The 21628-nt window shown below is 63.0% G+C and carries 27 protein-coding genes and 1 pseudogene; 13 read left to right on the top strand and 15 right to left on the bottom strand.

The annotated features are described in order from the left end of the window. The first annotated feature begins 7 nt into the window (after positions 1 to 7). Positions 8 to 655, top strand: coding sequence for a TetR/AcrR family transcriptional regulator (locus tag ACNJ7E_RS38020; RefSeq protein ID WP_074933998.1), 648 nt, complete (start codon positions 8 to 10; stop codon positions 653 to 655). A gap of 606 nt (positions 656 to 1261) precedes the next feature. Here ACNJ7E_RS38020 and fdhA read toward each other — a convergent pair. Beyond that, positions 1262 to 2482 carry a formaldehyde dehydrogenase, glutathione-independent gene (fdhA, locus tag ACNJ7E_RS38025; protein WP_418342267.1) on the bottom strand — a complete coding sequence of 407 codons (1221 nt, stop codon included), beginning with the start codon at positions 2480 to 2482 and terminating at the stop codon, positions 1262 to 1264. Positions 2483 to 2502: 20 nt separating this feature from the next. On the opposite strand from fdhA, the gene ACNJ7E_RS38030 reads away from it, so the two are divergent. After that, complete coding sequence (locus tag ACNJ7E_RS38030) at positions 2503 to 3687, top strand: IS30 family transposase (RefSeq protein ID WP_418342260.1); 1185 nt, start codon at positions 2503 to 2505, stop codon at positions 3685 to 3687. A gap of 101 nt (positions 3688 to 3788) precedes the next feature. On the opposite strand, the gene ACNJ7E_RS38035 is transcribed toward ACNJ7E_RS38030, so the two are convergent. After that, positions 3789 to 4013, bottom strand: a complete 225-nt coding sequence (locus ACNJ7E_RS38035) for a 2Fe-2S iron-sulfur cluster-binding protein (protein ID WP_341866532.1) — start codon at positions 4011 to 4013, stop codon at positions 3789 to 3791. Here ACNJ7E_RS38035 and ACNJ7E_RS38040 point away from each other — a divergent pair. Beyond that, the gene (locus tag ACNJ7E_RS38040) at positions 3955 to 4329 is read left to right on the top strand and encodes a hypothetical protein (RefSeq protein WP_174705586.1); all 375 of its coding nucleotides are present in this window, start codon (positions 3955 to 3957) and stop codon (positions 4327 to 4329) included. The genes ACNJ7E_RS38035 and ACNJ7E_RS38040 overlap by 59 nt on opposite strands. Positions 4330 to 4374: 45 nt before the next feature. Further along, entirely contained in the window at positions 4375 to 5445 is a 1071-nt protein-coding gene (locus tag ACNJ7E_RS38045; protein ID WP_244163966.1) for a PhnD/SsuA/transferrin family substrate-binding protein, read from the top strand. A gap of 432 nt (positions 5446 to 5877) precedes the next feature. On the opposite strand, the gene ACNJ7E_RS38050 is transcribed toward ACNJ7E_RS38045, so the two are convergent. From ACNJ7E_RS38050 to ACNJ7E_RS38075, 6 genes are all read right to left on the bottom strand, one after another. Continuing rightward, on the bottom strand, positions 5878 to 6618 hold the full coding sequence (locus tag ACNJ7E_RS38050; protein ID WP_418342261.1) for a hypothetical protein: 741 nt from the start codon (positions 6616 to 6618) through the stop codon (positions 5878 to 5880). Then, the gene (locus tag ACNJ7E_RS38055) at positions 6615 to 7058 is read right to left on the bottom strand and encodes a hypothetical protein (RefSeq protein WP_418342262.1); all 444 of its coding nucleotides are present in this window, start codon (positions 7056 to 7058) and stop codon (positions 6615 to 6617) included. Before ACNJ7E_RS38055 ends, ACNJ7E_RS38050 begins: the two co-directional genes overlap by 4 nt. After that, positions 7055 to 7318: a hypothetical protein gene (locus tag ACNJ7E_RS38060; protein ID WP_072950792.1), complete on the bottom strand. Its 264-nt coding sequence runs from the start codon at positions 7316 to 7318 to the stop codon at positions 7055 to 7057. Before ACNJ7E_RS38060 ends, ACNJ7E_RS38055 begins: the two co-directional genes overlap by 4 nt. An 86-nt stretch (positions 7319 to 7404) precedes the next feature. Next, positions 7405 to 7788 carry a hypothetical protein gene (locus ACNJ7E_RS38065; protein WP_072950789.1) on the bottom strand — a complete coding sequence of 128 codons (384 nt, stop codon included), beginning with the start codon at positions 7786 to 7788 and terminating at the stop codon, positions 7405 to 7407. Next, on the bottom strand, positions 7785 to 8045 hold the full coding sequence (locus ACNJ7E_RS38070; protein ID WP_143051546.1) for a hypothetical protein: 261 nt from the start codon (positions 8043 to 8045) through the stop codon (positions 7785 to 7787). Before ACNJ7E_RS38070 ends, ACNJ7E_RS38065 begins: the two co-directional genes overlap by 4 nt. A gap of 78 nt (positions 8046 to 8123) precedes the next feature. Next, a complete protein-coding gene (locus tag ACNJ7E_RS38075; protein ID WP_072950783.1) occupies positions 8124 to 8336 on the bottom strand; it encodes a hypothetical protein in 213 nt (70 codons plus the stop codon). A gap of 229 nt (positions 8337 to 8565) precedes the next feature. Here ACNJ7E_RS38075 and ACNJ7E_RS38080 point away from each other — a divergent pair, with 229 nt between their 5' ends. Both ACNJ7E_RS38080 and ACNJ7E_RS38085 read left to right on the top strand, forming a co-directional pair. Then, complete coding sequence (locus ACNJ7E_RS38080; RefSeq protein ID WP_072950780.1) at positions 8566 to 9930, top strand: hypothetical protein; 1365 nt, start codon at positions 8566 to 8568, stop codon at positions 9928 to 9930. A gap of 136 nt (positions 9931 to 10066) precedes the next feature. Then, a complete protein-coding gene (locus tag ACNJ7E_RS38085; RefSeq protein WP_072950778.1) occupies positions 10067 to 10855 on the top strand; it encodes a hypothetical protein in 789 nt (262 codons plus the stop codon). Here ACNJ7E_RS38085 and ACNJ7E_RS38090 read toward each other — a convergent pair. After that, on the bottom strand, positions 10812 to 12203 hold the full coding sequence (locus ACNJ7E_RS38090; protein WP_072950776.1) for a hypothetical protein: 1392 nt from the start codon (positions 12201 to 12203) through the stop codon (positions 10812 to 10814). The genes ACNJ7E_RS38085 and ACNJ7E_RS38090 overlap by 44 nt on opposite strands. Continuing rightward, complete coding sequence (locus ACNJ7E_RS38095; RefSeq protein WP_418342263.1) at positions 12200 to 13018, bottom strand: protein kinase domain-containing protein; 819 nt, start codon at positions 13016 to 13018, stop codon at positions 12200 to 12202. The genes ACNJ7E_RS38090 and ACNJ7E_RS38095 overlap by 4 nt, the downstream gene beginning before the upstream one ends. A gap of 522 nt (positions 13019 to 13540) precedes the next feature. Between ACNJ7E_RS38095 and ACNJ7E_RS44045 the strand changes: the two are divergent. Beyond that, positions 13541 to 13658, top strand: a pseudogene (locus ACNJ7E_RS44045) (YciI family protein); the annotation flags it as partial. Positions 13659 to 13715: 57 nt separating this feature from the next. Here ACNJ7E_RS44045 and ACNJ7E_RS38100 read toward each other — a convergent pair. Together ACNJ7E_RS38100 and ACNJ7E_RS38105 are read right to left on the bottom strand one after the other, a co-directional pair. Then, on the bottom strand, positions 13716 to 13901 hold the full coding sequence (locus tag ACNJ7E_RS38100) for a hypothetical protein (protein ID WP_072950772.1): 186 nt from the start codon (positions 13899 to 13901) through the stop codon (positions 13716 to 13718). Positions 13902 to 13910: 9 nt separating this feature from the next. After that, positions 13911 to 14219 (bottom strand): hypothetical protein, encoded by a 309-nt coding sequence (locus ACNJ7E_RS38105; RefSeq protein ID WP_174705587.1) that lies wholly within the window; start codon positions 14217 to 14219, stop codon positions 13911 to 13913. 232 nt (positions 14220 to 14451) lie between these two features. Here ACNJ7E_RS38105 and ACNJ7E_RS38110 point away from each other — a divergent pair, with 232 nt between their 5' ends. Further along, a complete protein-coding gene (locus ACNJ7E_RS38110) occupies positions 14452 to 14853 on the top strand; it encodes a helix-turn-helix domain-containing protein (RefSeq protein ID WP_072950770.1) in 402 nt (133 codons plus the stop codon). Here the strand turns inward: ACNJ7E_RS38110 and ACNJ7E_RS38115 are convergent. Then, complete coding sequence (locus tag ACNJ7E_RS38115; RefSeq protein ID WP_072950768.1) at positions 14850 to 15341, bottom strand: hypothetical protein; 492 nt, start codon at positions 15339 to 15341, stop codon at positions 14850 to 14852. The two genes, ACNJ7E_RS38110 and ACNJ7E_RS38115, sit on opposite strands and share 4 nt — an antisense overlap. Before the next feature lie 191 nt (positions 15342 to 15532). Here ACNJ7E_RS38115 and ACNJ7E_RS38120 point away from each other — a divergent pair, with 191 nt between their 5' ends. Further along, positions 15533 to 16219, top strand: a complete 687-nt coding sequence (locus ACNJ7E_RS38120) for a helix-turn-helix transcriptional regulator (RefSeq protein WP_083396016.1) — start codon at positions 15533 to 15535, stop codon at positions 16217 to 16219. Between the two features lie 269 nt (positions 16220 to 16488). On the opposite strand, the gene ACNJ7E_RS38125 is transcribed toward ACNJ7E_RS38120, so the two are convergent. Then, positions 16489 to 16992, bottom strand: coding sequence for a hypothetical protein (locus ACNJ7E_RS38125; protein WP_418342264.1), 504 nt, complete (start codon positions 16990 to 16992; stop codon positions 16489 to 16491). A gap of 157 nt (positions 16993 to 17149) precedes the next feature. Beyond that, positions 17150 to 17314: a hypothetical protein gene (locus ACNJ7E_RS38130; protein ID WP_167372267.1), complete on the bottom strand. Its 165-nt coding sequence runs from the start codon at positions 17312 to 17314 to the stop codon at positions 17150 to 17152. Positions 17315 to 18003: 689 nt separating this feature from the next. On the opposite strand from ACNJ7E_RS38130, the gene ACNJ7E_RS38135 reads away from it, so the two are divergent. From ACNJ7E_RS38135 to ACNJ7E_RS38150, 4 genes are all read left to right on the top strand, one after another. Further along, entirely contained in the window at positions 18004 to 19665 is a 1662-nt protein-coding gene (locus ACNJ7E_RS38135) for an SIR2 family protein (RefSeq protein ID WP_418342265.1), read from the top strand. Positions 19666 to 19730: 65 nt separating this feature from the next. After that, positions 19731 to 20504, top strand: coding sequence for a DUF5677 domain-containing protein (locus ACNJ7E_RS38140; RefSeq protein WP_143051544.1), 774 nt, complete (start codon positions 19731 to 19733; stop codon positions 20502 to 20504). A gap of 94 nt (positions 20505 to 20598) precedes the next feature. Continuing rightward, complete coding sequence (locus ACNJ7E_RS38145; protein ID WP_244163965.1) at positions 20599 to 20721, top strand: DUF6308 family protein; 123 nt, start codon at positions 20599 to 20601, stop codon at positions 20719 to 20721. Then, a complete protein-coding gene (locus ACNJ7E_RS38150; RefSeq protein ID WP_167372265.1) occupies positions 20696 to 21106 on the top strand; it encodes a hypothetical protein in 411 nt (136 codons plus the stop codon). Before ACNJ7E_RS38145 ends, ACNJ7E_RS38150 begins: the two co-directional genes overlap by 26 nt. Positions 21107 to 21628 lie beyond the last annotated feature (522 nt).

Below are 21628 nucleotides of genomic sequence, written 5' to 3' on the forward strand. Positions count from 1 at the left end.
TTTGCGCATGACTCCGAAGTTAGAGGACCGTGCGGCGGCGGCGCGAGCGCGTGCAGCTGAGACCAAGAATCAGCGGACCAAGATGAAGATCTTCGGAAGCGCTGTGCGGCAGGCTTCGTCTCGCCGGAAGCAGCCGATCACGGTAGCTTCGATCTGCAAAGAAGCTGGTGTCAGCTCGACCACCTTCTACTATCACTTCGAGCGCGGCATCAACGACGTGTTCAGTGAGCTACTTCTGCGCTCTGTCAGACATGTGGAACACCGAATCCGCGAAGATGTTCAGCGGGAAAATCCAGACGCAAACTATCGAGTTGTGATCACGATTTACCGGCTTGTCGAGGAACTCTTTCGATATCCGAACATGTTCGAGTTGGAGTCAGTTCCCAGAGAATGGGTGCAGAGGCTTGCTGAGCCGCTTGCGGAAGCGATCGGCGGTGGGCTAGATGACCGCGATGCCTCCGCGAATCACCCGGCATTGATCATCGCGGAGTATCACGTCAATGCGATCATCGGCCTGATCAGGCGTGATTTTACGCCGAGTTTTGACTTCATGACAAAACTTGTTATCTCGCAGGTGATTCCAGTCATCGGTCTAGCTGAATTTGAGTTCTCCGACAGATGGCACAATTTGGTTCACAGCATGCCGCGTTTCTGAACGTCGCTCACAAACCGTAGTCGCGGGTGGGTGGAGGCGGTGCCGCATCGTTGACCACGGCGGTGGCCAGGAATCGACCCTGCGGTTACATCGGCTCAGCCCTCCCTGACTCCGGCTGGGCCGCGAAGGACCTGACACCTACCTTCCAGACCCGCTACGCAGCGGAGAGCAGCGTCGGCGAGCCAACCTCATGGGGTGAGTCGCCTCGACGGCACTCCGAAGAAGTCATGGATCTGCATCCGAACCGCGATGGGATAACGCAGGATTCGTGGGCTGCATGCCAAGCTACGCAGACGATCTACGTAGACCCTCCTCGTTACGCCGAACGTAACCATGATGTCCTCATCTGAACCACCGCCGAAAGGAGCCCACCGCTGGAAGAACTGCACAAGGAGATCGTCTTCGCGGGTACTCTGATCAGGTTCTTTGGACCGATTCATAGTTGCTCCTTCTCGACCGGGGTGGGCTGCTGGCCGTGCATTGAGGGTGAGCGCCCGTCAGGGAGGGAGCCGGAGGTGCGACCCAACTCGATGACGACCGAGAACTCCGCATGTGTCGACCTTCGACGTGTGGAGAGGCTGCGACGTTGGTCAGATGAATCCTGTCTCAGGCGGAGATGAGTCCGTGGGGATCGATCACGAACTTCTTCGAGGCGCCGCTGTCGAATTCGGCGTAGCCGGCCGGTGCCTCGTCGAGGGAGATGACGGTGGCGTTGACGGCCTGGGCGATGCGTGCCCGGTCGCGCAGGATCGCGTGCATCAGTTCGCGGTGGTACTTCATAACCGGGCACTGTCCGGTGGCGAACGAGAGGGACTTCGCCCAGCCGGTGCCGAGGCTGAGCGACAGGGCTCCCTTGCGGGCGGCGTCGTCAACTCCGCCCGGGTCGTCGGTGACGTACAGGCCGGGAATGCCGATTCCGCCGCCGGCGGCGGTGATGTCCATCAGGGAGTTCAGGACGGTCGCCGGTGCCTCGTGGCCGGCGTGGTCGCCGTGCCCGCGGGCCTCGAATCCGACGGCGTCGACGGCGCAGTCGACCTCGGGGACGCCGAGGATCTGCTCGATCTGCTCAGCCGGGTCGCCCTGGGACACGTCCACGGTCTCGCACCCGAAGGAGCGGGCCTGCTCGAGTCGGCTCGGGTTCATGTCGGCGACGATGACGGCGGCCGCCCCGAGGAGCTGAGCTCCCACCGCGGCGGCGAGACCGACCGGGCCGGCGCCGGCGATGTAGACGGTGGAGCCGGGCCGCACGCCGGCGGTGACGGCGCCGTGGTACCCGGTGGGGAAGATGTCCGAGAGCATCGTCAGGTCGAGGATCTTCTCGAGTGCCTGGTCGCGGTCGGGGAACTTGAGCAGGTTGAAGTCCGCGTACGGGACCATCACATATTCGGCCTGACCGCCGACCCAGCCGCCCATGTCGACGTAGCCGTAGGCGGATCCGGGACGATCGGGGTTGACGTTGAGGCAGATACCGGTCTGCCCGATCTTGCAGTTGCGGCAGCGGCCACAGGCGATGTTGAACGGCACCGAACAGACGTCGCCGACGGAAAGGAATTCGACGTCGCGGCCGAGTTCGACGATCTCGCCGGTGATCTCGTGGCCGAGAACCAATCCTTCGGGGGCGGTGGTGCGTCCGCGGACCATGTGCTGGTCACTGCCGCAGATGTTGGTGGTGACCACCTTGAGGATGGCGCCGTGCTCGCACTTGCGTCCGATGTTGGCGGGATGAACTCCCGGTCCGTTCACCAGTTCCAGTTTGGGGAACGGGATCTCATTGACTTGGACCTCACCGGGTCCGACGTAGGGCGGATTCCACTGATCGAGGCGAATCCTTTCCCGAGAGGATTACGATGCCCAGGTATGCGTGGAACAAGTCACCACAGGAAGACAAGCGCCGCTACTTCGAGCTGATCAGACAAGGCCACTCAGGATCGAAGGCGGCAGCGACGGTCGGCGTGTCGCTGAGCTGTGGGTCGCTGTGGTTCATCGACGCTGGCAGTATGTCTTATGTCGAGAGTCCGATCAGTAGCCGTTACTTGAGCCAAGACGACCGTATCGAGATCGCCGACGGGCTGGCCCGTGAGGAGTCGGTCAAGACGATCGCGGAACGCATCGGCAAAAGCTTCCAGTCGGTGTACAAGGAGATCGCACGCAATCGAAAATCCGATGGTCGCTACCAACCGTGGTACGCCCACAACCAGGCACACCAGCGTCGACGACGCCCGAAAGTGCGTGTGTTCACCCACGATGACACGCTGCGTCGGCTCGTCGCCGCTAAGCTCGGCAAGCGCTGGTCACCGGCACAGATCAGCCGGTGGCTGCGGCGACGTTACCCACGCCGCACGGCGTGGCACGTGTGCGTTGAGACGATCTATGAAGCGGTGTACCGCGGACTGGTCTTGGCTGCGACTGGCGGGTCTTTGCGCACCGGCCGGACTTATCGCCGGCGCCGTGGCCGCGGACGATCCCGGGACGGTTCGCTCAAGCAGTCAACGAATATGACGCCCATCGCGCAACGGCCAGCCCACGTGGAATCACGTCGTCGGGTAGGGCATATCGAGGGCGACCTCATCATCGGCGCCGGCCAGAGATCGGCGATCGCGACACTCGTCGAGCGCAAGACGCGATTGACCATCCTGGTCGCGATCCGTGGTGGCCACTCCGCGCAAGTCGCCGGGGATGCTCTCATCGAGCGCTTCACGCAGATGCCCGTCTCCCTGCGTCGGTCGCTTACCTGGGACCAGGGCAACGAGATGTTTCACCACGAGCGTATCGCGGACGCCACCGGCCTGAAGATCTACTTCGCCGATCCCCACTCGCCGTGGCAGCGGGGATCAAACGAAAACACGAATGGACTTCTGCGGCAGTATTTCCCGAAGGGAACTGACCTAAGCGGCTGGACCCAAGACCAGCTCGACGAGGTCGCCACCGAACTCAACGACCGTCCGAGGCTATGCCTGAATGACCTCACTCCGAACCAGGCTGTGCGACGATGGTGGCCCCTGCACGATTACCCGATGATTCGCCACGACTAGTGGAATCCGCCTAGGTTACTGCTCTGTTCGACGCCATCGCTGGCCTCCTCGACGCTGGGGGTGGTTTTCGGGGATGTGATGTGTTCTCGTAGGGTCGGCGGTCAGGCGTCGACGACGAGGGGGGTTCGTGGTTTCGAGCAGCACAGGAGGATCTTGTTCTGGGCGATCTCCTTGGGGCGGATGCCGCCGTTGTGTTGCATGTCGACTTCTCCGGAGACGAGGGTGACCTTGCAGGTTCCGCACAGGCCCTGACCACAGGAGGAGGGCATGTTCAGTCCAGCCTTGGTTGCGGCGTCGAGGACGGGGGTGTCCGAGGAGCAGTGGATTGTCGTGGCACTCTTGGTGAACTCGACATCGAAGCCGGTCGCGTTCTCGCCGCCGCCGCTGACCCGCATCAAGATGCATGGCCTACTGCAGCAACTGGTCGCCAAACACCGGCCTGCGGTGCTGCTGGTCACCCACGACGTGGACGAGGCGATCCTGCTCGCCAACCGCGTGATCGTGCTGACCGACGGTGAAATCTCCCTGTCCTCGGAGGTCGGAATCCCGCAACCCCGCTCTCGCGAGACACCCGAATTCGGAACGCTGCGTCGGCGGCTACTGACAGAACTCGGCGTCGGCGACGAGCCCGACGCACGATGACGCGAGTCCCGCCCACCACGAATCGCTTCAAGAAAAGGATTGAATATGCTGTCTTCCACACGTTCCCGGTGGCTCATGCTGCCCGTGTTGGCCGCGAGTCTGGTTGTCTCCGGGTGCGGACTGTCCGGCTCGAGTGAGCAGGAGGCGCTGGCCGAGGCCACCATCGCGAACGGCGGTGGCGACATTCCCGAGGGAACCAAGCTGGTCGTCGCCGAGCAGGATGCCAGCCGCTCGCGGCCCCTGAAGCTGTCGGGCGCGGCCGAGAGCCTACCGTACGAGCTCGAGTTCGCCGACTTCAGCGGAGGACCGGCGGTCATCGAGGCACTGCGTTCGGGCGCCGCGGACATCGGTTCGATCGGTGAGGCCCCGATTCCGATCGCCGTGGCGAACGGCATCACCGACATCGTCGCGGTCGGCCTCGAAGCCAATCCGGGCAGCAGCGGCGGGTACTTCCTGGTGGCACGGCCGGGAAGTGACGTCAAGACCGTCGCGGACCTGAAGGGGCGAAAGGTGGCATACCCACCGGGGACCGGGCGCCACATGGTCACGGCCGGACTGCTGGCCAAAGCCGGGCTGAATCCGAAGACCGACATCGAGGCCGTCGAGTTGGCAGGTTCGGAGGTCGCGCCGACGTTCTCCTCTGGCGCGGTGGATGCAGCGATGCTCGCAGGTGCCCAGTACTACAAGGTGGGCGAGCCGCCCGTCCTCGGAGACGGAACCGGAATCAACACCGGAATCAACACGTTGATCGTGCGACGCGAAGTTCTCGAGGATCCGGCCAAGGCGGCGGCGATCGGCGACTTCGTGGGCCGGAACGTCGCCGCGAACAACTGGATCGAATCACATCCCGACGAATGGGTCGAGGAGTACTACGTCGGCACGCAGGGTTTGACGACTGAACAGGGACGCGAACTACACGACACGGTCGGTACCGGCAAGTTCTACCCGATCGACGACAAGTCGATCGTTCTGTTCCAGACCGTCGCGGACGGACTGTTCAATACCGGCACGATCGCCACTCGCGTGAATGTCGGCCCCTATGTCGACGGTCGCTACAACGACATAGTCGTTGCCCAGAACGCGGCGGACGGCGTTGCGCCGACACCGCTGCCCTGACAGTTCCCATCGAAGGAGTTCACATGACGCAGGCCGCTTCTCGACTCGCTGTGATCGCGCTGTCCGGTTCCACCGGCGTGTAGGTCCGCGGCGTCGACCTCACCCGCGAGCTGGTCACAACAATCCGTGAAACGAACCAGGGGAGATGCACATGTCCAACACTGCAGACATCGAGGAGAGTCGGCCCCGTTGGTGATCGTGCCTTGCGGAGCATCCCGCGGCTGCCCGCGAGCGGAGTCAGGGCGTGTGGATCTCTTTCTTTGGGACCTTCTTGGTGGCGATGTCGTAGGAGTCGGGCGGCGGTGGTACTGATCACCGCGGACGCGAAAGCACTTGGAAGTCCCTCCAAACTGGCCCCACTCGTCGCGGTTCCTCGCTTGAGGCTTCAGAGCGCCCTGCTACGTAAATCCAAGATGCGAGGCGAAATTGCACTCATCGCTGTGCGTCCACGACGCCGCAGAATTGTGCCATTTCACCGCGGCATTCGGGGTCGGGCGGAAGCTTGGGCCAAGGCGCGTACGCGACATCGGTCCGGTCGTCCGTGGCAGTGGGATCGCTGTCTGTCGGTGCCAGGGTGAGTCCGAGTAGGGGAGCGACGGGGCCGTGGGCGTAGAACCACCACACTAATGTCACTTCACACGTGCGCCGTGGCGCGAGGGCGGCGCAGGACGCTCCGGGAATCGGGAGCGCGGGGTGGCCGAATTCGGTGACAAGTTCGTCATCGTGCGAGGGAACCAAGGCGATCGGGGATCCATCAGCGTCGCTGGCCACGCGCAACCTATCCGAATGACGCCCGATGTTGGAGACCGTCAGCCACACCACGTATTCGGGATTCGAAGCGGTGATCGAGGGCAGGGAGATCGCCTCGCCCCCGGCAGTGACCTGCACAGTGGCATACACGATGTGGCCGGGACTGATCTGTCCGGTGTCGTCGTCTCTGTGCTGAACGTCGAGTTGACCCCACGCGAGCGGTTGCAGATGCGGGCGCACGGGAGCCGCGGCCACCTGACGGTCTCGGTCGAGAGCGGGAAGCATGAACGTCGTGACGATCAGTACGACACCAACGATCCCGGCGCCGCCGAGGACGTAGCGCCACCGCCACATGAGTCCGATGACCGCTATCAGGCCGGTGCCGATCAGGCCCACGATCCAGATGACGAGCGGGGCGATCATGGTGCGCGCCGTCTATTGCGGTGTCTGGGGGTCCGGCGGAAGATTCGCTGTATCACCAGCCGCACGTTGTTGGGCTCGTCCGAGTCGGGTGTCCCGCTGGAACCGTCTGACTCGATGACCTTGCCCTCTACGTCCCGGGGAACTCGCAGATCGGGAATGTCGGCCTGGAGGCCATCGTCGCGGATATGCCCCTCCGTCGGGGTAAAGCTGGGGTCGAGTGCGGCGACCATCGGAGCAAGGCGGCCATACGTGCCGGCGCGGAACTCGTCGATCATCTGTTGTCCGAGGGGTGAGGCTGTCGCGGTCAAGTGGTTCATCGATTCGTGCAGATCGCGCATCTGGCGAGCCAAGTCCTCGGGATCTCGAGGCGAAGCCGGTTGGATCCATCGGCTCGTATAGGCGCAGCGCGAATCACGTCCGGGTGTGTCGTTGTGGGTCATTGGACGAGCCTTCCGATCAGGCGACTGGTGCGGATCGCGACTCTCTCGGCCATCCGGCGCTGTGCCCGGGGAATCGACGGGGGCAGAGCCTCGACGGCGCGCACGCAACTGCCGATCGCTCCCAGGGCCGCGTGTTCCTTCGCGATCTGCGTTCGCACCTGCTGAACGGCCCGGGCCACTTCGGCCTCGACCCGCGCGATATCGCGGTTGGTGCGTCGGTCCGCCGAGTTCTGGCGGCGCCTCTCCAGGTCTCCACCCATCAGGTTTCTCCTTCTGTTTCGGATGAGTCCGCCCGTCAGGCGAGGACGGTGTGCCTCACGAAGGGTGCGGCACACCGCCTCGCCATCTAGGCGCGTTCGATGGCCTCGCTCGCCGAGTTCATCACCCGCTGGATCCTCGCGCTGCTTCCCGGAAACAGCTCGGCAACCAGCTGATCGGCGAGGGGGCCACTCTGTGCGAGCACATTCGACACTTCCTCGGCGAGGTGGGCGGCACCGAGTAGTCCCTCCTTCTCCACCGCGAACGCGCCGCGGACCTTGACGACTCCGACGACCGCTCGACCCTCCGCCTTCTGCGCATCGAGAAATGTGTTTGCTGCGATCTCGTTCGCCCGGTGCGTCGTCGCCCGCTCCAGCCGTCCTGCCGCGGTGAACGGCAGGGCAGGACGAGGTCGGTCGTACCCCGCCGGGCTCGTCGAGGACGCCCGCTCAGGGAGATTCGGTCTGCTCATGTGCCTGTTCCTCTCGGTCGGGACTCGAACGTGAACTGCTTCTCGGCCTGCAAGACTCGCTGATAGTCGAAGACCCGCGCGGCGTGTCGCTCACGCACCTGCTCGATGATCGGCAGGTACCGATCTCGTTGAGCAACTGCATCATCGAATCGGCGAGTGTCGAGTTCGATCCGCGCCTTTCCGGTTTCCGCTTCGAGCTGGCGGGACTGCGCGTGAACCAGGCCCGTGATTGCGGAGATCTTGCGGTTACTGCTCATCGTGTGCGTCCTTCCGCTGGAGAGATCGGTGTTCGGGGCGAGGAGCCTCGACCCGAACACCGGTCTCTGCTCGCCTGGTTACTTGTTGCCGCTCCCGCCGTTACGGACGCCCTTCGCGCGGGTCTCCCCACGCATCCTCGACGCGTCATTGTTGGCGCGGTCGCGCATCATCGCCTTGCCCTCACGTTTCGAGTCGGCGATGTTGCCGGTGTTCTGCACCGGAGCGGTGGCCATGTTCACCACGATCCCAGCTGCGGTGCCGGCGGCCTTCGCTTTGTCCTTCCATCCCATCTGGTCACCATTCCCTCGGTTCGGGGGGCTGGCTTGTTGCCGTATCCCTCTGTGAGAGAAACGTTACGGAGTACTCAAGTGCGCGAATAGGACAATGAATGTCGCGGCATGACCGGAATATGTTGTCGCGCCCAGGCAGTAAAAAGTTGTCTTCTGCGCGACAGTTCTTAATCTTGCCGCGGGCCGCTGGTGGTGTCAGTGTGTTGGGGTCGGGAGAGATGAGGGGGTAATGGAAAACGATCTGAGGACTCTCTATAACGAGAAGTTGAAGGAGCTCCAGTTGAGTTCTCGTCAGCTCGCAGAGCGGCTCGGCGGTCGATATGACTACGAGACCGTCAAGCGCCGGCTGAAGTCCGGTGGGCTTCCGGTCAACGAGATAGCGCACTTCGTTGAGGCGTTGAAGATCGACCCGGACGCCCTGCTCAGGGCACTTCTTCCTGATTTGCCGGACGCACATTCCACCGTCACCGAATGGAAGAACCTAAAAATGCAGGTCGTGCAACTCGAGGATGAGCTGAAGGTCCGCCGTTCCGGAGCCGTTGATCACTTGGGGTTGGCCGCGGACATCACCGCGTCCGGACGATGGGCGGTCGGGATTCTTCCGAACCGGTCGGGCCCGAGCGCTGACGCCGAGGTTCTGACCGGAACCAGGCTCGCGGTCACTCCTGTCCGACCGGACCTGATTCCACCTGGAGAGACCGTCCGATCGGCCCTTCTTCTCGAGTTCGGGGAGATCATCCGAGACCGTGCAGTGTTTCTCGCCGATCATGTCCGTCCGCGTCCGAAGCCGCCTATCCCTGTCGACGACAGTCAGGTCGTTTACCTCTCTATTCCCGGCTTCACTGCTGACCGGCCACCAGCCCAATCAGCGGTGCCGCTCCCGCGACTCGGAGTGAAGTCGGTCGCGGTCGTCGCGCTGACGCAAACCGCTTGGCGTGAGAATGTCACGGCCGTCGCCGCCCGCGCGCTGGGCTGGGGCGTCCAGAACACCTCCTCGATCGGCCGAGTCGCGACTCCTGTGAAGGACGGCGACCGCGACCTGTTCATCGAGTCGATGAACAAGGTGCGCAATGACGGACTGAACAGATACCTTCTGTCCCCACCAGATCACACCTTCATCCACCACGCCGGCCGCGAGGTGACCGGCGAATTCCCGGAACGGCACTCACTGGTCGAGCTGGCAGCGAGCGAGTTCCGCGACCAACTGCCGTTCATCGTTCTACTCCGTGAAAGCGACCGGATCATTGCACGCCAGGAGCGGATGTCGGTGCGCTACGACACTGGAGAGCCGCGTTTCCCGGCGACGACGTGGGAGAAGTGGCGAAACGAGCTGACCGACGCAGTCGAATCGTTGGACAGCAATCGCATGATGATTCTGGATGTGGACCTCCCGTGGGACAAGCAAGATGAGCTCGACGGGCCACCGGCCGACGTCGAGGTCAGAAACCGTGCGCAGTGGGGTCGCAGCGCGAAACTGGCTCAAAAGATCATCAACCAACTCTTCAGCCTCGGCACAGTCGGCAGCAGCCGGCCCGCGGACAACATGGACCCCGAGGCCGAGCGTGTACTGCGAGCCGCCCGGATGTACATCTGAGCGGAACGAATCCTTGGGTGACGACGGCGGCCTCCCCGCCGCCGTCGTCACCCCGTCTACGCGCCCATCCCCATGCCGGGATCGACTTTTGCATCTCTCCGACCACCGCGAAATCGTTGCGGCTAGGGTGGATCGCATGACTGTGTTGGCGACGGAGCGACCGGCCCGGTTCCGGGCGGAGGCCGACATGCTCATGCCATTGGCCCGAGCCAAAGCGGTCTTCAGCAAGGGCTGCACGGCCTTGTTCGAGGTTCCGTGTACCGCGGGAGTCCCGGACATCGTCCTTGTGCAGTTCGACAAGAAGGCGCTCGGTGACCGCGGCGGCAGACATCCTTTGACCGAGTTGGTCGACGTGCGCGTGCTAGCCGCGACCGCGCACGCGCGACATCCGATCACCACTTCATGGACCACTGACAGCCTGGCATCGGCCGCCGGTGTGACCGCCATACACCTAAAGAGATCCGTCCTTCCGCGGCTGGTCGATGGAGGCCACCTGGAGACGGATGGCAAGGACTGGCGGCCGACGTACCGGTTCCGTTCGCTTGCCCGGAAGGTCGTGACGATCGAGGCTAAGCTACGCGACTGGCGAGGAGCCATTGCCCAGGCTTCCAGGCACACTTCGGTCGCGGATGCGGCATGGGTGGCCATGGACGCGTCGAGCGTGCGCACCGCGGCGAACAATCACCAATGGTTCACGACGTATGGTGTCGGACTCGCTGCGGTGGCGATCGATGGCACGGTGTCCCCGATGATCAGACCGGCTGCCCCCCACACGCGGCCGGTCCACCGAGAACTCCTCGTCGAGCGCGCAGCCGCGCTCCATCAGGCAGGCCGTGTCTCGGGAGAACTGCCGCGTGTGTTCGGGCAAACCCTCGTCGCTACTACAGGAGCCGATCCCAGACTGATAGGTGTTGGGGCACACTGATACCGACCAACGGCTGATCAGCGGCCGCGCCCATCGCATCTCGAACCGTGCGCCGTACCGCGGCCGCTTGCGATCGTCCGGTTGCGGTGGCGACACCGGCGAGACGGCCCATCCAGTGCAGGTGGTGAAGGCGAGCCAACCCGTGGTCCCACTCGCCACCGGACAGTAGGGCTGGGCAGTACGGGCAGTCGCACGTGACGTATCCGGGTCGGGCGCTGAGCACGTCGTGCACATTGCGCTCAACCGGGTGCAGCAGTGTCGGCTCGAAGTAGCGGGGGATCGGTGGGTTGCCACCACCGCCGCCTTGGCTGTCTTCCTTGAAAGCATGACCTGATCCGAACGGGCCGGCCCCGAATCCCGCCGCACCGAAGCCAATCTGCAGCCACCCTGTCAAGCCGCTCTGGGGAAGCAGTAGAGCCCGTTCCTCGTCGGAAGCCAGTTGGGAGAGACGCTTGTAGCCGTCGAGAAGATCGTGATCCAGCGGTTGGTGGAGCGCCCGCAAGGTCGCCGGCCACTGGACTCGAATGTGCCAGAGATCGAATTGTTCCTGGTCGACGAGTTGTGCGAAGAGGACGTTACGCAGCGAACGGTTGCTCAGCCATTGGGCGGGCAGCGTCAGGTTCAGTGCCAGTCGCTCACCCGGGCCGAGTGCAGAGAGGGCGTCGTCGGCCTCCTCGAAGGCAGTGTCGAGGGACTTCTGCGCCGAGGTGGGGTCGAGCGCCCGACCGGACGACAGCAGCAGATTCGCGCCCGCGGTGCGTTGGGCGTCGAGCACATCGCCGATGTTCAACGGCCCGCCGGCGAGATAAGGAGATCGCCGCTTGGCGAGTGAGGAGACCTCGGGTACTCGGACGATCGTGGGGTCGAGCAAATAGCAGAGGGGATCGGCGAGACGAACCGATGCGGCGGCGCAACTGTCCAGCCAGTCAGTGTGAGCGGTCGCTGATCCAGCGGGCAGCCGTACGCTCGCCCCAACGCTGACTGCCCCGCTGGTGGCGGCGAGGACGGAGGCCAACAGGCGGGGGATACTGCCACGATTCTGGTGGGGACAGTGAACGATCATCAGAGGCCGGGTACCGCGCAGAGCCTGGTCCCGGGTGGCTATCCCCGGCACCGTCTGCGGCGAACCTGTGCCAGTGTCAGTCGTGCGGGGAAGGACTGCCGTTCCGGCGCCGGGTCCGCTCAGCACCAGAGACCCGTCCCCTCCGGGAAGTTCGGCGACGACCCGCGGACCGACGTCCTGCGTGAAGTGCGCGTCGATATCCGGCGAAACATAGTCTGAGACTTCGTCATCGAGGTCGGTCCAGTCGGCCGAGTCGGCGTCGTCGGTGTTCCATGGATCGGTCATTCAGCTGCCGCCAATCTGCGAAGGTTGCTCGTTGCGCTGCCGCGTTCGAATTCGGCCGGGCGTACCAGTAGGTCGAGAACGTTGTGAATATTTGAAGGAATGGTTTCCGGTAACGGGGTGGGTCCGAGGTCAATCTGTTTGAGCGCCTCGTCGTAGGTGTAGTGCTGGCCTGCTTCGTAGAACGGATGCTCGCCGGTGATCGCCGCCCGCACGGTCACCCCGACGGCGAAGAGGTCTGCGGCCTTTCTGGCCCGGCGGGCTTCGAGCTGCTCAGGTGCCATGTATGGGGCGGTCCCGATATGCCCGGGGTAGATCGTGACGGTCTTCTCGGTCGTGGACTTCGCCAGCCCGAGGTCCAAGATCACGGGAAGATCCCACCTGCCATCGCGCAGGGCAATGTTCTGCGGCTTGATGTCTCGGTGGACTGTGCCGTCGGCGCCATGGAGGTCTCGCAGACCAGTAAGAAGCCCCTGAAGCAAACCCAAGGCCTCCATGCTTGTCGGCCGACTCCGGGCGTCCAGCTTCTGTTGGAGGTCACCGCCCGGGATGTACTCGAAGGTCAATGCGGGGCGAGGCTGTCCGCCCAAGGACACAGCACCGGCCTGCACCAGTTTCACAACATGGGGGCTGTCGACGCGGGAGAGTCCGCTGACCTCGCGGGCGATACGTTCAGGTGGGTATCCGTCCTTGCAGATGATCTTCACTGCATGGTCGCCAACCTTCCAGGTGTCTCCGAACGCCCCTGCGCCGAGGAACGACACCGTGGGTACCCCTAACGCAGCCGCCACTTCGGCTGATTCGTAACGCGGAGACATGCAATAACCCCTTAGTAACTCGGCCCTCGAATGGGCGGCAGCAGATAAAGGATACATTCCCGGCGATCCGGCAAATGCCCTGCGGAATATATGTGTTTCGAGCGGGCACATGCACCGACCTGAAGGTTGCCTCCCATACGCCGATCTCCAGATCTCTGGCTGTGGGAGGCATCTGGAGTCCGGTAGAAAGGCATTTCCACTGGCGGGAGTGGATTACGACGGGTTGAGCGTCGGCACGTGGGCGACAAAGAGTGTGCAGGAGGCGTTCCGGTCCACCGCGGAGGATCTGGTCGCGGTGACGTTCCTGAGTCCGTGCAGGTCCCACCGAGGGCGGCGCGGGCGATCCTGCACGCCGAGTCGGAGACGCTGACGCGCTTCTGACGGCAGTGGCCCGGATCGGGACCTGGTGCGTCGAACCGGAGTCGCTGGCCCCGGGGCGGCCCGCCTGTGACCTGCCCTTCGGGAGCTGCTGGGATTGGGCGGGATGAAGGGCGACGAAGCTGATCGCCCGCAAACGCCCCAGTGATCGCAGGTTGGATGGTGATCGATGTCGACAGCCATGAGCGGGCGCTCGAGTTGTCCGCGGCTCAGGGTGCGGGTGGGGGGCGATCACGAGTGGCTCGAGTTGCGTCCGGTCCTGGGTGGATGTCATGACCGTGACGGTGATGGAGTGATGCACGGTGGATGGAGGCCCCTACTAGGGATCGGGATGGAGCTCGGTGATGCGGTCGTGGATCCAGGTTTCGAGGTTCTGGCCGGCTGTGCGGGCGGCGGCGTGGGCGCGGGTGTATTCGTCGTCGCTGAGTCGGATGGGGATGCGGTAGGCGGAGCCTGCGATGCGCTGACACCCCGAGCTTGCTCTCGAGGGCCGGGGCGGTGACACGCTATGAGGTCAGACTGCTGCTCCGGGGCCGCCGCCGCGTTGACGACGCTCGACGTCTCCACCTTGTCCGGGGTCCTCGACGCGCGTGGGTGGCGACGAGTCGGCATGGTTCGATCCCAGCATCTGCCACCGGGTTGCACACCGATCGGCTTCTGCGGGGATTGGGCGACGGCGAGGACCGCGGATCCGGTTACGGTAGGGCAGCAGCGCCACGTCGAGGCGGTCTAGATCTGCCGATCCCACCGCGTACGTCAGAAGGCGGATGATTCCCTCGGCGCCGGGATCGGTCACGTCGATGGCCACCGGGATTGCGCTCACGTGGCCCACGGTAGGGCCGATGCCCTGCGAGGCGCAGTTGGGCCGTGTCTCGCGCTGGGGAGGCTCCCTTTCCTGCTTGAGGTATACGCCCGCGAGCAGCGGTTACTGGCCGCTGAACACGCCTCCAAAGTCCTGGGAGCCGTCACGCGGTTGTCGCGCGGGTAAAACGGGCGTAGCGTCACCCCACGTCGGTGCGTATCATGTATGTTACGTTTAGTTGAGAGGGGCCGGTATGGATAGCCACAGCGTCTTTTGGGACGATCTTGCCGAGGATCTTGAAGATCCGGAGTTTCTGCGCGCGTTTCTGCTGGAGTCCATCAGGATCAAGACCGTTGATTCCATCATCAATGGGATCGACGATGCACGCGAAGCTGCCCATTTGAGTAAGGCGGCCCTGGCAAGGGCGGTCTCTGTCGAACCTGCAGCAGTTCGTCGGCTGCTGAGTGCCTCTTCGTCCAACCCGACGTTGGGTACGGTCTCGGAGTTGGCTGCTGCAGTGGGCTTCCGGTTGACTCTGGAACCCCTGAATGACCGGCAGGGTTCCGCCTTGTCCAAGGCTCTCGTCGACGGTGAGGTGCAAGATCAGGCCGAGCTGCGCGCTGCCATCGATGTGTTCGACGCGGCCACGTGTTAGTTGAGTGAGCGGGGATTCTTGGCGAAATACTCGTCACCTAGTTCGCGTACGGCAGCATAATCGTCTTCTGAGAATGTGGTTCGGAACGGCTTGCTCATCCCCGTGATGACCACAAGCAGTGGCTTGTCGTACCCCTCGGCGTCGTAATCGAGTCGACAGAATAGCCGGTGATGCGTGCGTCCAGGACCGTCGACTCGAACCTCGAACCAGCCGGTCATGCTGCCGTGCATGGCCTCCCAATACCCGCCGCCGGCGAACCGCTTAGGGGGTGTTTTCGCGACGGCGATCAAACATGCACTCATGGTCGCGCGAACCTTGGTAGGGAGTCCTTGGAGGTACTCGCGGCCTGGCGCCGAATCGGCTCCGATGTAGCGGCGGAAGTACACGATCTCATGGGGGTCGTCGGAGGACGGGCGGCTCTGGGCGGGGAGGTCGTCGCGAGTCTTCTTCGGTGTGCGGGCGCGGCGGGATCGCTTATCTGGTGACATTGCTCGACCGCACCTTCTCTTGTCGGGTAGCCATGGAGCGATCCGAGGCGCCCTTGGGGCTGGCGGGCTGTGGCCGAGGTTGAAACACGGGCGGCAATTCCTTCCCAATATGTTGTTGCACCCAATTTGGTATATGTACAGTTCAACAGACTATTCGCCCCACGGCAACCTTAAACGGGTATATTCCCAATATGGGAAGGGATGATCGTGCCGAGAGCTATTTCCGCAAGCGAATCAAGGCGGAAAGGATGGCAAGACGCTGGTCTCAGGAAGATCTCGCCAAGCGCCTTGCCGAGCGCGGTCTCACCGCACATCCGACGACCATCGCGAAGATCGAGGCGGGAACACGCGCGATCAAGTTGGACGAGGCAGCGGAGCTGGCCGCTCTGTTCGACATCTCGCTCGATGCCCTCCTGGGGCGTGGTGATGTCGAGGATGACCTAAAGCATGCGACCAAGACTCTCGCTGACACGGCTATGAACGCCCATGCAGTTCTGGTAAAGACAACGGAATCGATCGTCGAGGCTTACGAGCTCCTACGGCAACAGCTCGACTTCACCGGTATGGAGAAAGGGATCATCGAAGGTCGCCAGTTCGATATCTCCGGGCTGTCGCTCGAACATATTCGCGCTCTGATGATCTGGACTTCCCAAGACCTCTTGAGAGATGCGCTCTACAAGGCGTCGATGTCACTCTCGACGGTGGCTTGGGCGCATTACGCGACGCCGATTCAGGTGAGGGATGGCTGGGACGGAATCATGCAACGTGTGGAGCAGTTGCGGCGAGAGAACCCTGAGGATCCACTGCGATTGCGGCGCAGGATGGTCTTCGTCCAACAGAACCCCGACGAAGCGTCGGAGACAGAGGGCGAGCCGTAGATCCCCGCCATAGGTTGCGATGACGTCACACCCTCGGCGACCCGGGAATTCCTGTGAAAGATGCTGCACGGCCGAGGTTGCGGTCTCACTAGTGAGCCGATCGGCGTGACTGTGGACTTCCCCGAAGTCGGACATACCTCCGTAGTCCAGACCGGTTCTGTCTGGCGCGACAACGGATCGGGCGTTTCCCATGGGACGCGGGAGTTCGCGTCGGCAATCGCGGGTTCACTGCAGCAGGATCCGTGATCGACGAGGAGTCGAGAGGAGGACTATGGTTCAGCTGGCGTCGGGAATGTCCTGTTCTCCGAGCAGTTGGCGGATTGCTTTCGCGGCGTACACCTTGCGGTTGGCCAGGGAAATGTCCTGGAAGTCGATCTCGGCGCCCCTTGGGTTGCAGATCCTGAGTCCAGCAAGTGCTGTACCTCCCGACGCAGTCGGGCCCACAGGTCCTCGTCGAGGTAGCGAGCGAGGTTGAGCGCAGAGGTGTCCGCCCATTCCTCATACGGGATCTCGGTGGTCAGGGCTCGCACCGCGAGGCTGATCACCTCCCCACGCAGCGCCGAAGTTGCCGCCAAAACCTGGGCCGGGTCCACCGAGGGCACTTCCGTCGGTCGCGCCAGAACATCGACGATCGCAGACATACCGAACCGCACCCGGTAGTCATCGACGAACCTGGTGGCTTCCTCGGTGGCACTCGCCGCGCAGATCGCCCCCCCGAACAACGTGTAGTAGACCACCTCATCCCACCCGTGAATACGCCAGGTTGCTGCCACTGGGCGAGATGATTTCCTCGGTAATCAGGTGCGCAGCCGCCGCGGACTGTCCCCCGGAGCCTGCACGATGACGTCGAGGTTGTGCAGGACCTGGCACCGCGCGCGAGACGCCGGCAGGCGTCGTCACCGATGCATTCGCGGTCAGCGAATCGTGCGCTCATTCCCCCGCCTGCACCTGGTGCGTCAGGTCAGCGCGCACGTCGGCATCCTTGACGTCACGAACGGGGATGCAGAACGCGAAATAGCGGTCAAAGTATTCGCTGTCGTGGACGCGGCGCGGCGCAGTGTGCGGTAGGGGATACACGCCGGTCGGTCGTGTCATGTGAGGGAGCAACATCACAAGAAGCCGGTAGATCTCGGTCAGGAGACACGCACCGCGTGCGGTGACGCCTCCGGCTCATCCGTGCATCATCAGTGATCCGGCGATAGCCGTGTGTTGTGAGGGCGCCATAGAGGCGACTCATCGGCTGGGCGCGCCCTGAGCGTGTTTCACTGTCGGGCTCGTTCGGCTCTCTCGGAGATGAGGGGACGTGTCGTTTCCCGAGGTCAGAGCCTGCGATGCCGGACCTTCATGCCGGATGCGTGGAAGGGTGTCAGCGAGTTCCTCGAAGATGGCTGGCCATCCGTGGCGAGAGGCAGGTAAGCCGGCCGCGATCGCGGTGGCAGCTGTCGGGACAACAACCGACACACATCGCCCGACATCAGCTGCCCGCCAACCCCGTCTGTGCCAAACTTCGTGAACTGTTAGGTCCAGCTATGGCCAGCGTGGGTGCATGGACTTGCCGACGGCGATGAGTTGTTATCCCTATCCCTTGTCCAAACCAAGCGCCTGCAATAGTGAATCGGTAGCTTCGAGATTTGGAGAGTTCTTTGACACAGCCGTCACCTTCGAACGCCCTGACACCGCACGTGATGCTGGCGGTTTCGATGTACTCACAGCCTGGCGTGTACGCCGTCCTGATCGGCTCGGGCGTTTCGACGGGCGCTGGCATCCCCACGGGGTGGGGCGTGGTGAAAGATCTCGTCAAACGTATAGCGATTGCTTCGAATCCGGGTTCACCCGATTCGGTCAGTGCTGCGGAAGAGGACCCGGAAGCTTGGTGGGCCGCCAACGCGGACGGTGAGCTCGGTTACTCGTCACTCCTAAAGTCGTTGGCGCCGACGCCGGCCAACAGACAGGGTCTCCTCGCTGGATACTTCGAACCCTCAGGCACCGACGGGACCAGGATTCCCAGCGCCGCACACGAAGCCCTCGCGCGGCTCGTGAAGCGGGGAACGGTTCGGGTCATCCTCACAACCAACTTCGATCGACTTACCGAGCAAGCACTCGAAGCAGAAGGGATCGCGCCTCAGGTGATTTCCCGGCCCGAGGCGGTGAAGGGGATGGCGCCCCTCGCCCACGCGAGAGCGACGGTGATCAAACTGCACGGCGATTACGCGGATCTGGAAACACGCAACACCCCAGAGGAGCTGGAGCAATACCCCGCCGAGTGGAACAACCTACTTGACCAGGTCTTCGACCAGTATGGACTGCTCATCTCAGGGTGGTCCGCCGATTGGGACACGGCCCTCGTCGCTGCCTTCGACCGTGCGCAGTCGCGGCGCTACCCGCTCTACTGGGACCGCAGATCAAGCAAGGGCACAACCTCAGGGCGGTTATTGAGCTTGCGGGCCGGCCACGTTGTCGAGGCGGCCGACGCAGACGAACTCTTCACGAACCTCGAGACCAGCATCGAGGCGCTGGAAAGGCTCGCTGAACCTCCACTGACTACTGCGATGGCGATTGCTCGACTCAAGAGGTACCTCCCGGACCCCGTTCACCGGATCGATCTTTATGACCTTCTGATGGACGCAACTGACCGAGTCGTTCGTGAGATCGGGGACCAACCTATCAGTGATCCGAACTGCACTTGGGAACTCGTTGACGAGACTTATACAGCATTCTTGCGGTCGTCGATTCCGTTGCTGCGGTTGCTCACAACCGGAGTGTGGCACGACCATGAAGGTGAGCACTCAGGACTGTGGTGCGAAGTCCTGCAACGACTCCTATCCGCGGGGAATGCACCAATTCCTAACGGCTCGTTCAACCAACATCTGCGGGATGCCCGCTTCTACCCAGCGCTGTTGGCGCTCCAAGCGATGGGTGTGGTTTCTGTCGCGAGAAACCGAGACGCAGACTTGATTCGTCTGCTGCTGGAGGTTGAGATGCGTGATCCATATCGGAACGACCTGTCGGTCCCGGCCGTCCACGCACTTCATGTGAATGCTCGATTGGATGGCGAAGTCGTCAACGCTCTCCCACGGTTCGGGGGAACTCGTTGGAATTTTCCGGGCAGCCACATGCTGAAAGAAGACCTTCGAGAGGTGCTGCAAGAGTTCTTTCCGGACTACCAAGGTTATGCGTCAGCTGTTCACGGATATGAGTACAGAGTCGGCCTCGTTCAAGAAGCGACCAAAGCTGAAGGCGCCTACAGGGCTATGAGCGGTGAGTACGTTGGGGAGCGAGAATGGAAAGCCGATGGCAGCCTGACGGCAGAACAAGAGTTCCGCAAGAGCGCAGCTAAGGGGGCGAGAGACTGGCCGTGGACCGGCCTCCTCGGGGACCTCAAGAATCTTGAGGAGACGCTCCTGCGTCATCGCGAAGTAGTCTCGAAGTACAAGCGGTGGGGATAGCAATTCCGAGTGGCCCCCGGGGCCGGTTCTCAACCTGGTGACCGTCAATCGTCACAATGGGCTCCATGGTCTCCCTTGATGTGAAGCTCATTCCGGAGGAATCACGGTGGATGGCTGCGGCCGAGGAATGTCTACAGCTATTCGAGACTCCTCCGGCGAGAGTCCTGGTCGCAGAAGAGGACAACCACTGCTTCCGCGTGTGCTATCCGATCGCACGGCATGCACTGAACCAGGTCGAGGCCTGCCTGACGCTCATCAGGACTGGCCTGGTGTATCCGGCCGTCGCCAACGTGCGGGTTGCGTTCGAGCACGCACTGGTCGCTCAATGGGTCCTGCTCACGGATCAGGGTGAACGCGCATTCGTGGCCGCGACCCGGCGGAGCAGCGCCGCGTTTGTCAAGGACTTTGCGCAGTATGCGAAGATCCCGGACGATCTTCTCGCCGGTGCGGATGATCCTTCGCGCGACGGAGGGAATTTTCCCAACATGCAATCCCTTTGCGACAGATTCGACGGCAAGACTAAGAAGATCTACACGGTGTACAGGTCGTTGTCTGGCGCAGTACACCCGTCAGCATCCACGCTGGCTCGCCACCTGGAATGGGATGCTGCGACCGACAACTTCAGACTGAGACCCAAGGGATCGACGGAGTTGCCGACGGACCTGGCGATGGCGCTCGGCTGGTCGGCAGTCATGGCGTCGTATGTCATCGAGACCCTGAAGCAGGAGAAGTCGCGAGTGAAGGAAGTCGAGAGGATTGCGCGTCGCGGCGGACTCCCTATGGATCTCAGGTCGGATGATACACAGCCGCATTTCCAGCGGAGGTCGTCCGGCCTTTGAACAGGGGGCCGAACTTCGGCCTGATAGTCCTCGCATCTGAACCCGGTCTGGGAGGCGCTGCGGGCCGACGGCGGGGCGTTGCACCGCCGGTTGCTTGTCGATTCGGGAGGAGGCCGGCCTTCCGGAGGAGGTCTCGGCGCTGCGGGTGTTCGATGTGATCGCGTGGATGGACGGCAAGAACGGCGGCCTGGGTGAGCGCTTTGACCTGGGGAGATGACACGTCCCTGGGTGATCGGTCGTCGGTGAGGCTGATGATGGGTGGTGTGGACGAGGTGACACCCGTGGGCTCGGCGAGGGGTTGGCGGATTTCGCTGGGGGTGTGCGCGGGTCTGCTGGTGGGGTTCTTTTGCTATGTGCCGGCGGTGATCTTGTGGCAGCACTTTTTCGAGGTTCCGCGACCTCGGGTGTATCCGCACGGGTCGTTCACGTCGTTCGGGCTGGATCCGCCGCCGGTCGGGTATTGGGTGAGCTGGGCGGGACCGGCGGTGCTGGTGACGGTTCCGTGGCGCGCTGCCCGGCAGTTCGCCGTTCCGTTTGTGCCGATCGCCGCGTTGGCGGCGTGGTTCGTGATCGGGATGGACCTGTTCTTCACCCCGGACTGAGCGTGGCTCGATGGTCCGCCGGGTGGGGTGTATGTGGAGGGCCGGGAGGATCGGCCCTGGCTGGACTCCGTGACGTGGACCGCCGCACCCCGCACCCCGCAAGCCGCGGCCCGCATCCGGTTTCCGGGGTGCGGGCCGCGCCTGTGTGAGAGGTGTGATGGGGTTGTGACCTGGTGTGATGGCATGTCCCCGGTTTGTGATGCGGGGTCGCCGGCGACCTGTGGGGGCGGAGTGCCGGAGAGGTGTCGGGGAGGGGCCGGTGCCGGGGGCGCGTGGGTGTCCGTTTCGCCCGTTTTGGAGGACATTTGAAAGTTGTTGACTTGCAATATGTTTGAGTAACCAATTGTGTAATAACTATTTACAAGTGTTGTGCACAAATATGAGATTGTAAGGTACGTAATATGTTGTAGATCAATAGTTTTGGGTGTTGCGATGTTTTCGACTGTGCGAGTTGCGTGGAGGGTGGGTGGTATGCTTTGGGTATGACATGGAGCGGTGCGGGGAGGGTGGGTGTGCGGCGGG

It is taken from the genome of Rhodococcus mengyinensis, from assembly GCF_048381435.1.
GTDB classification, from domain to species: domain Bacteria; phylum Actinomycetota; class Actinomycetes; order Mycobacteriales; family Mycobacteriaceae; genus Rhodococcus_F; species Rhodococcus_F opacus_D.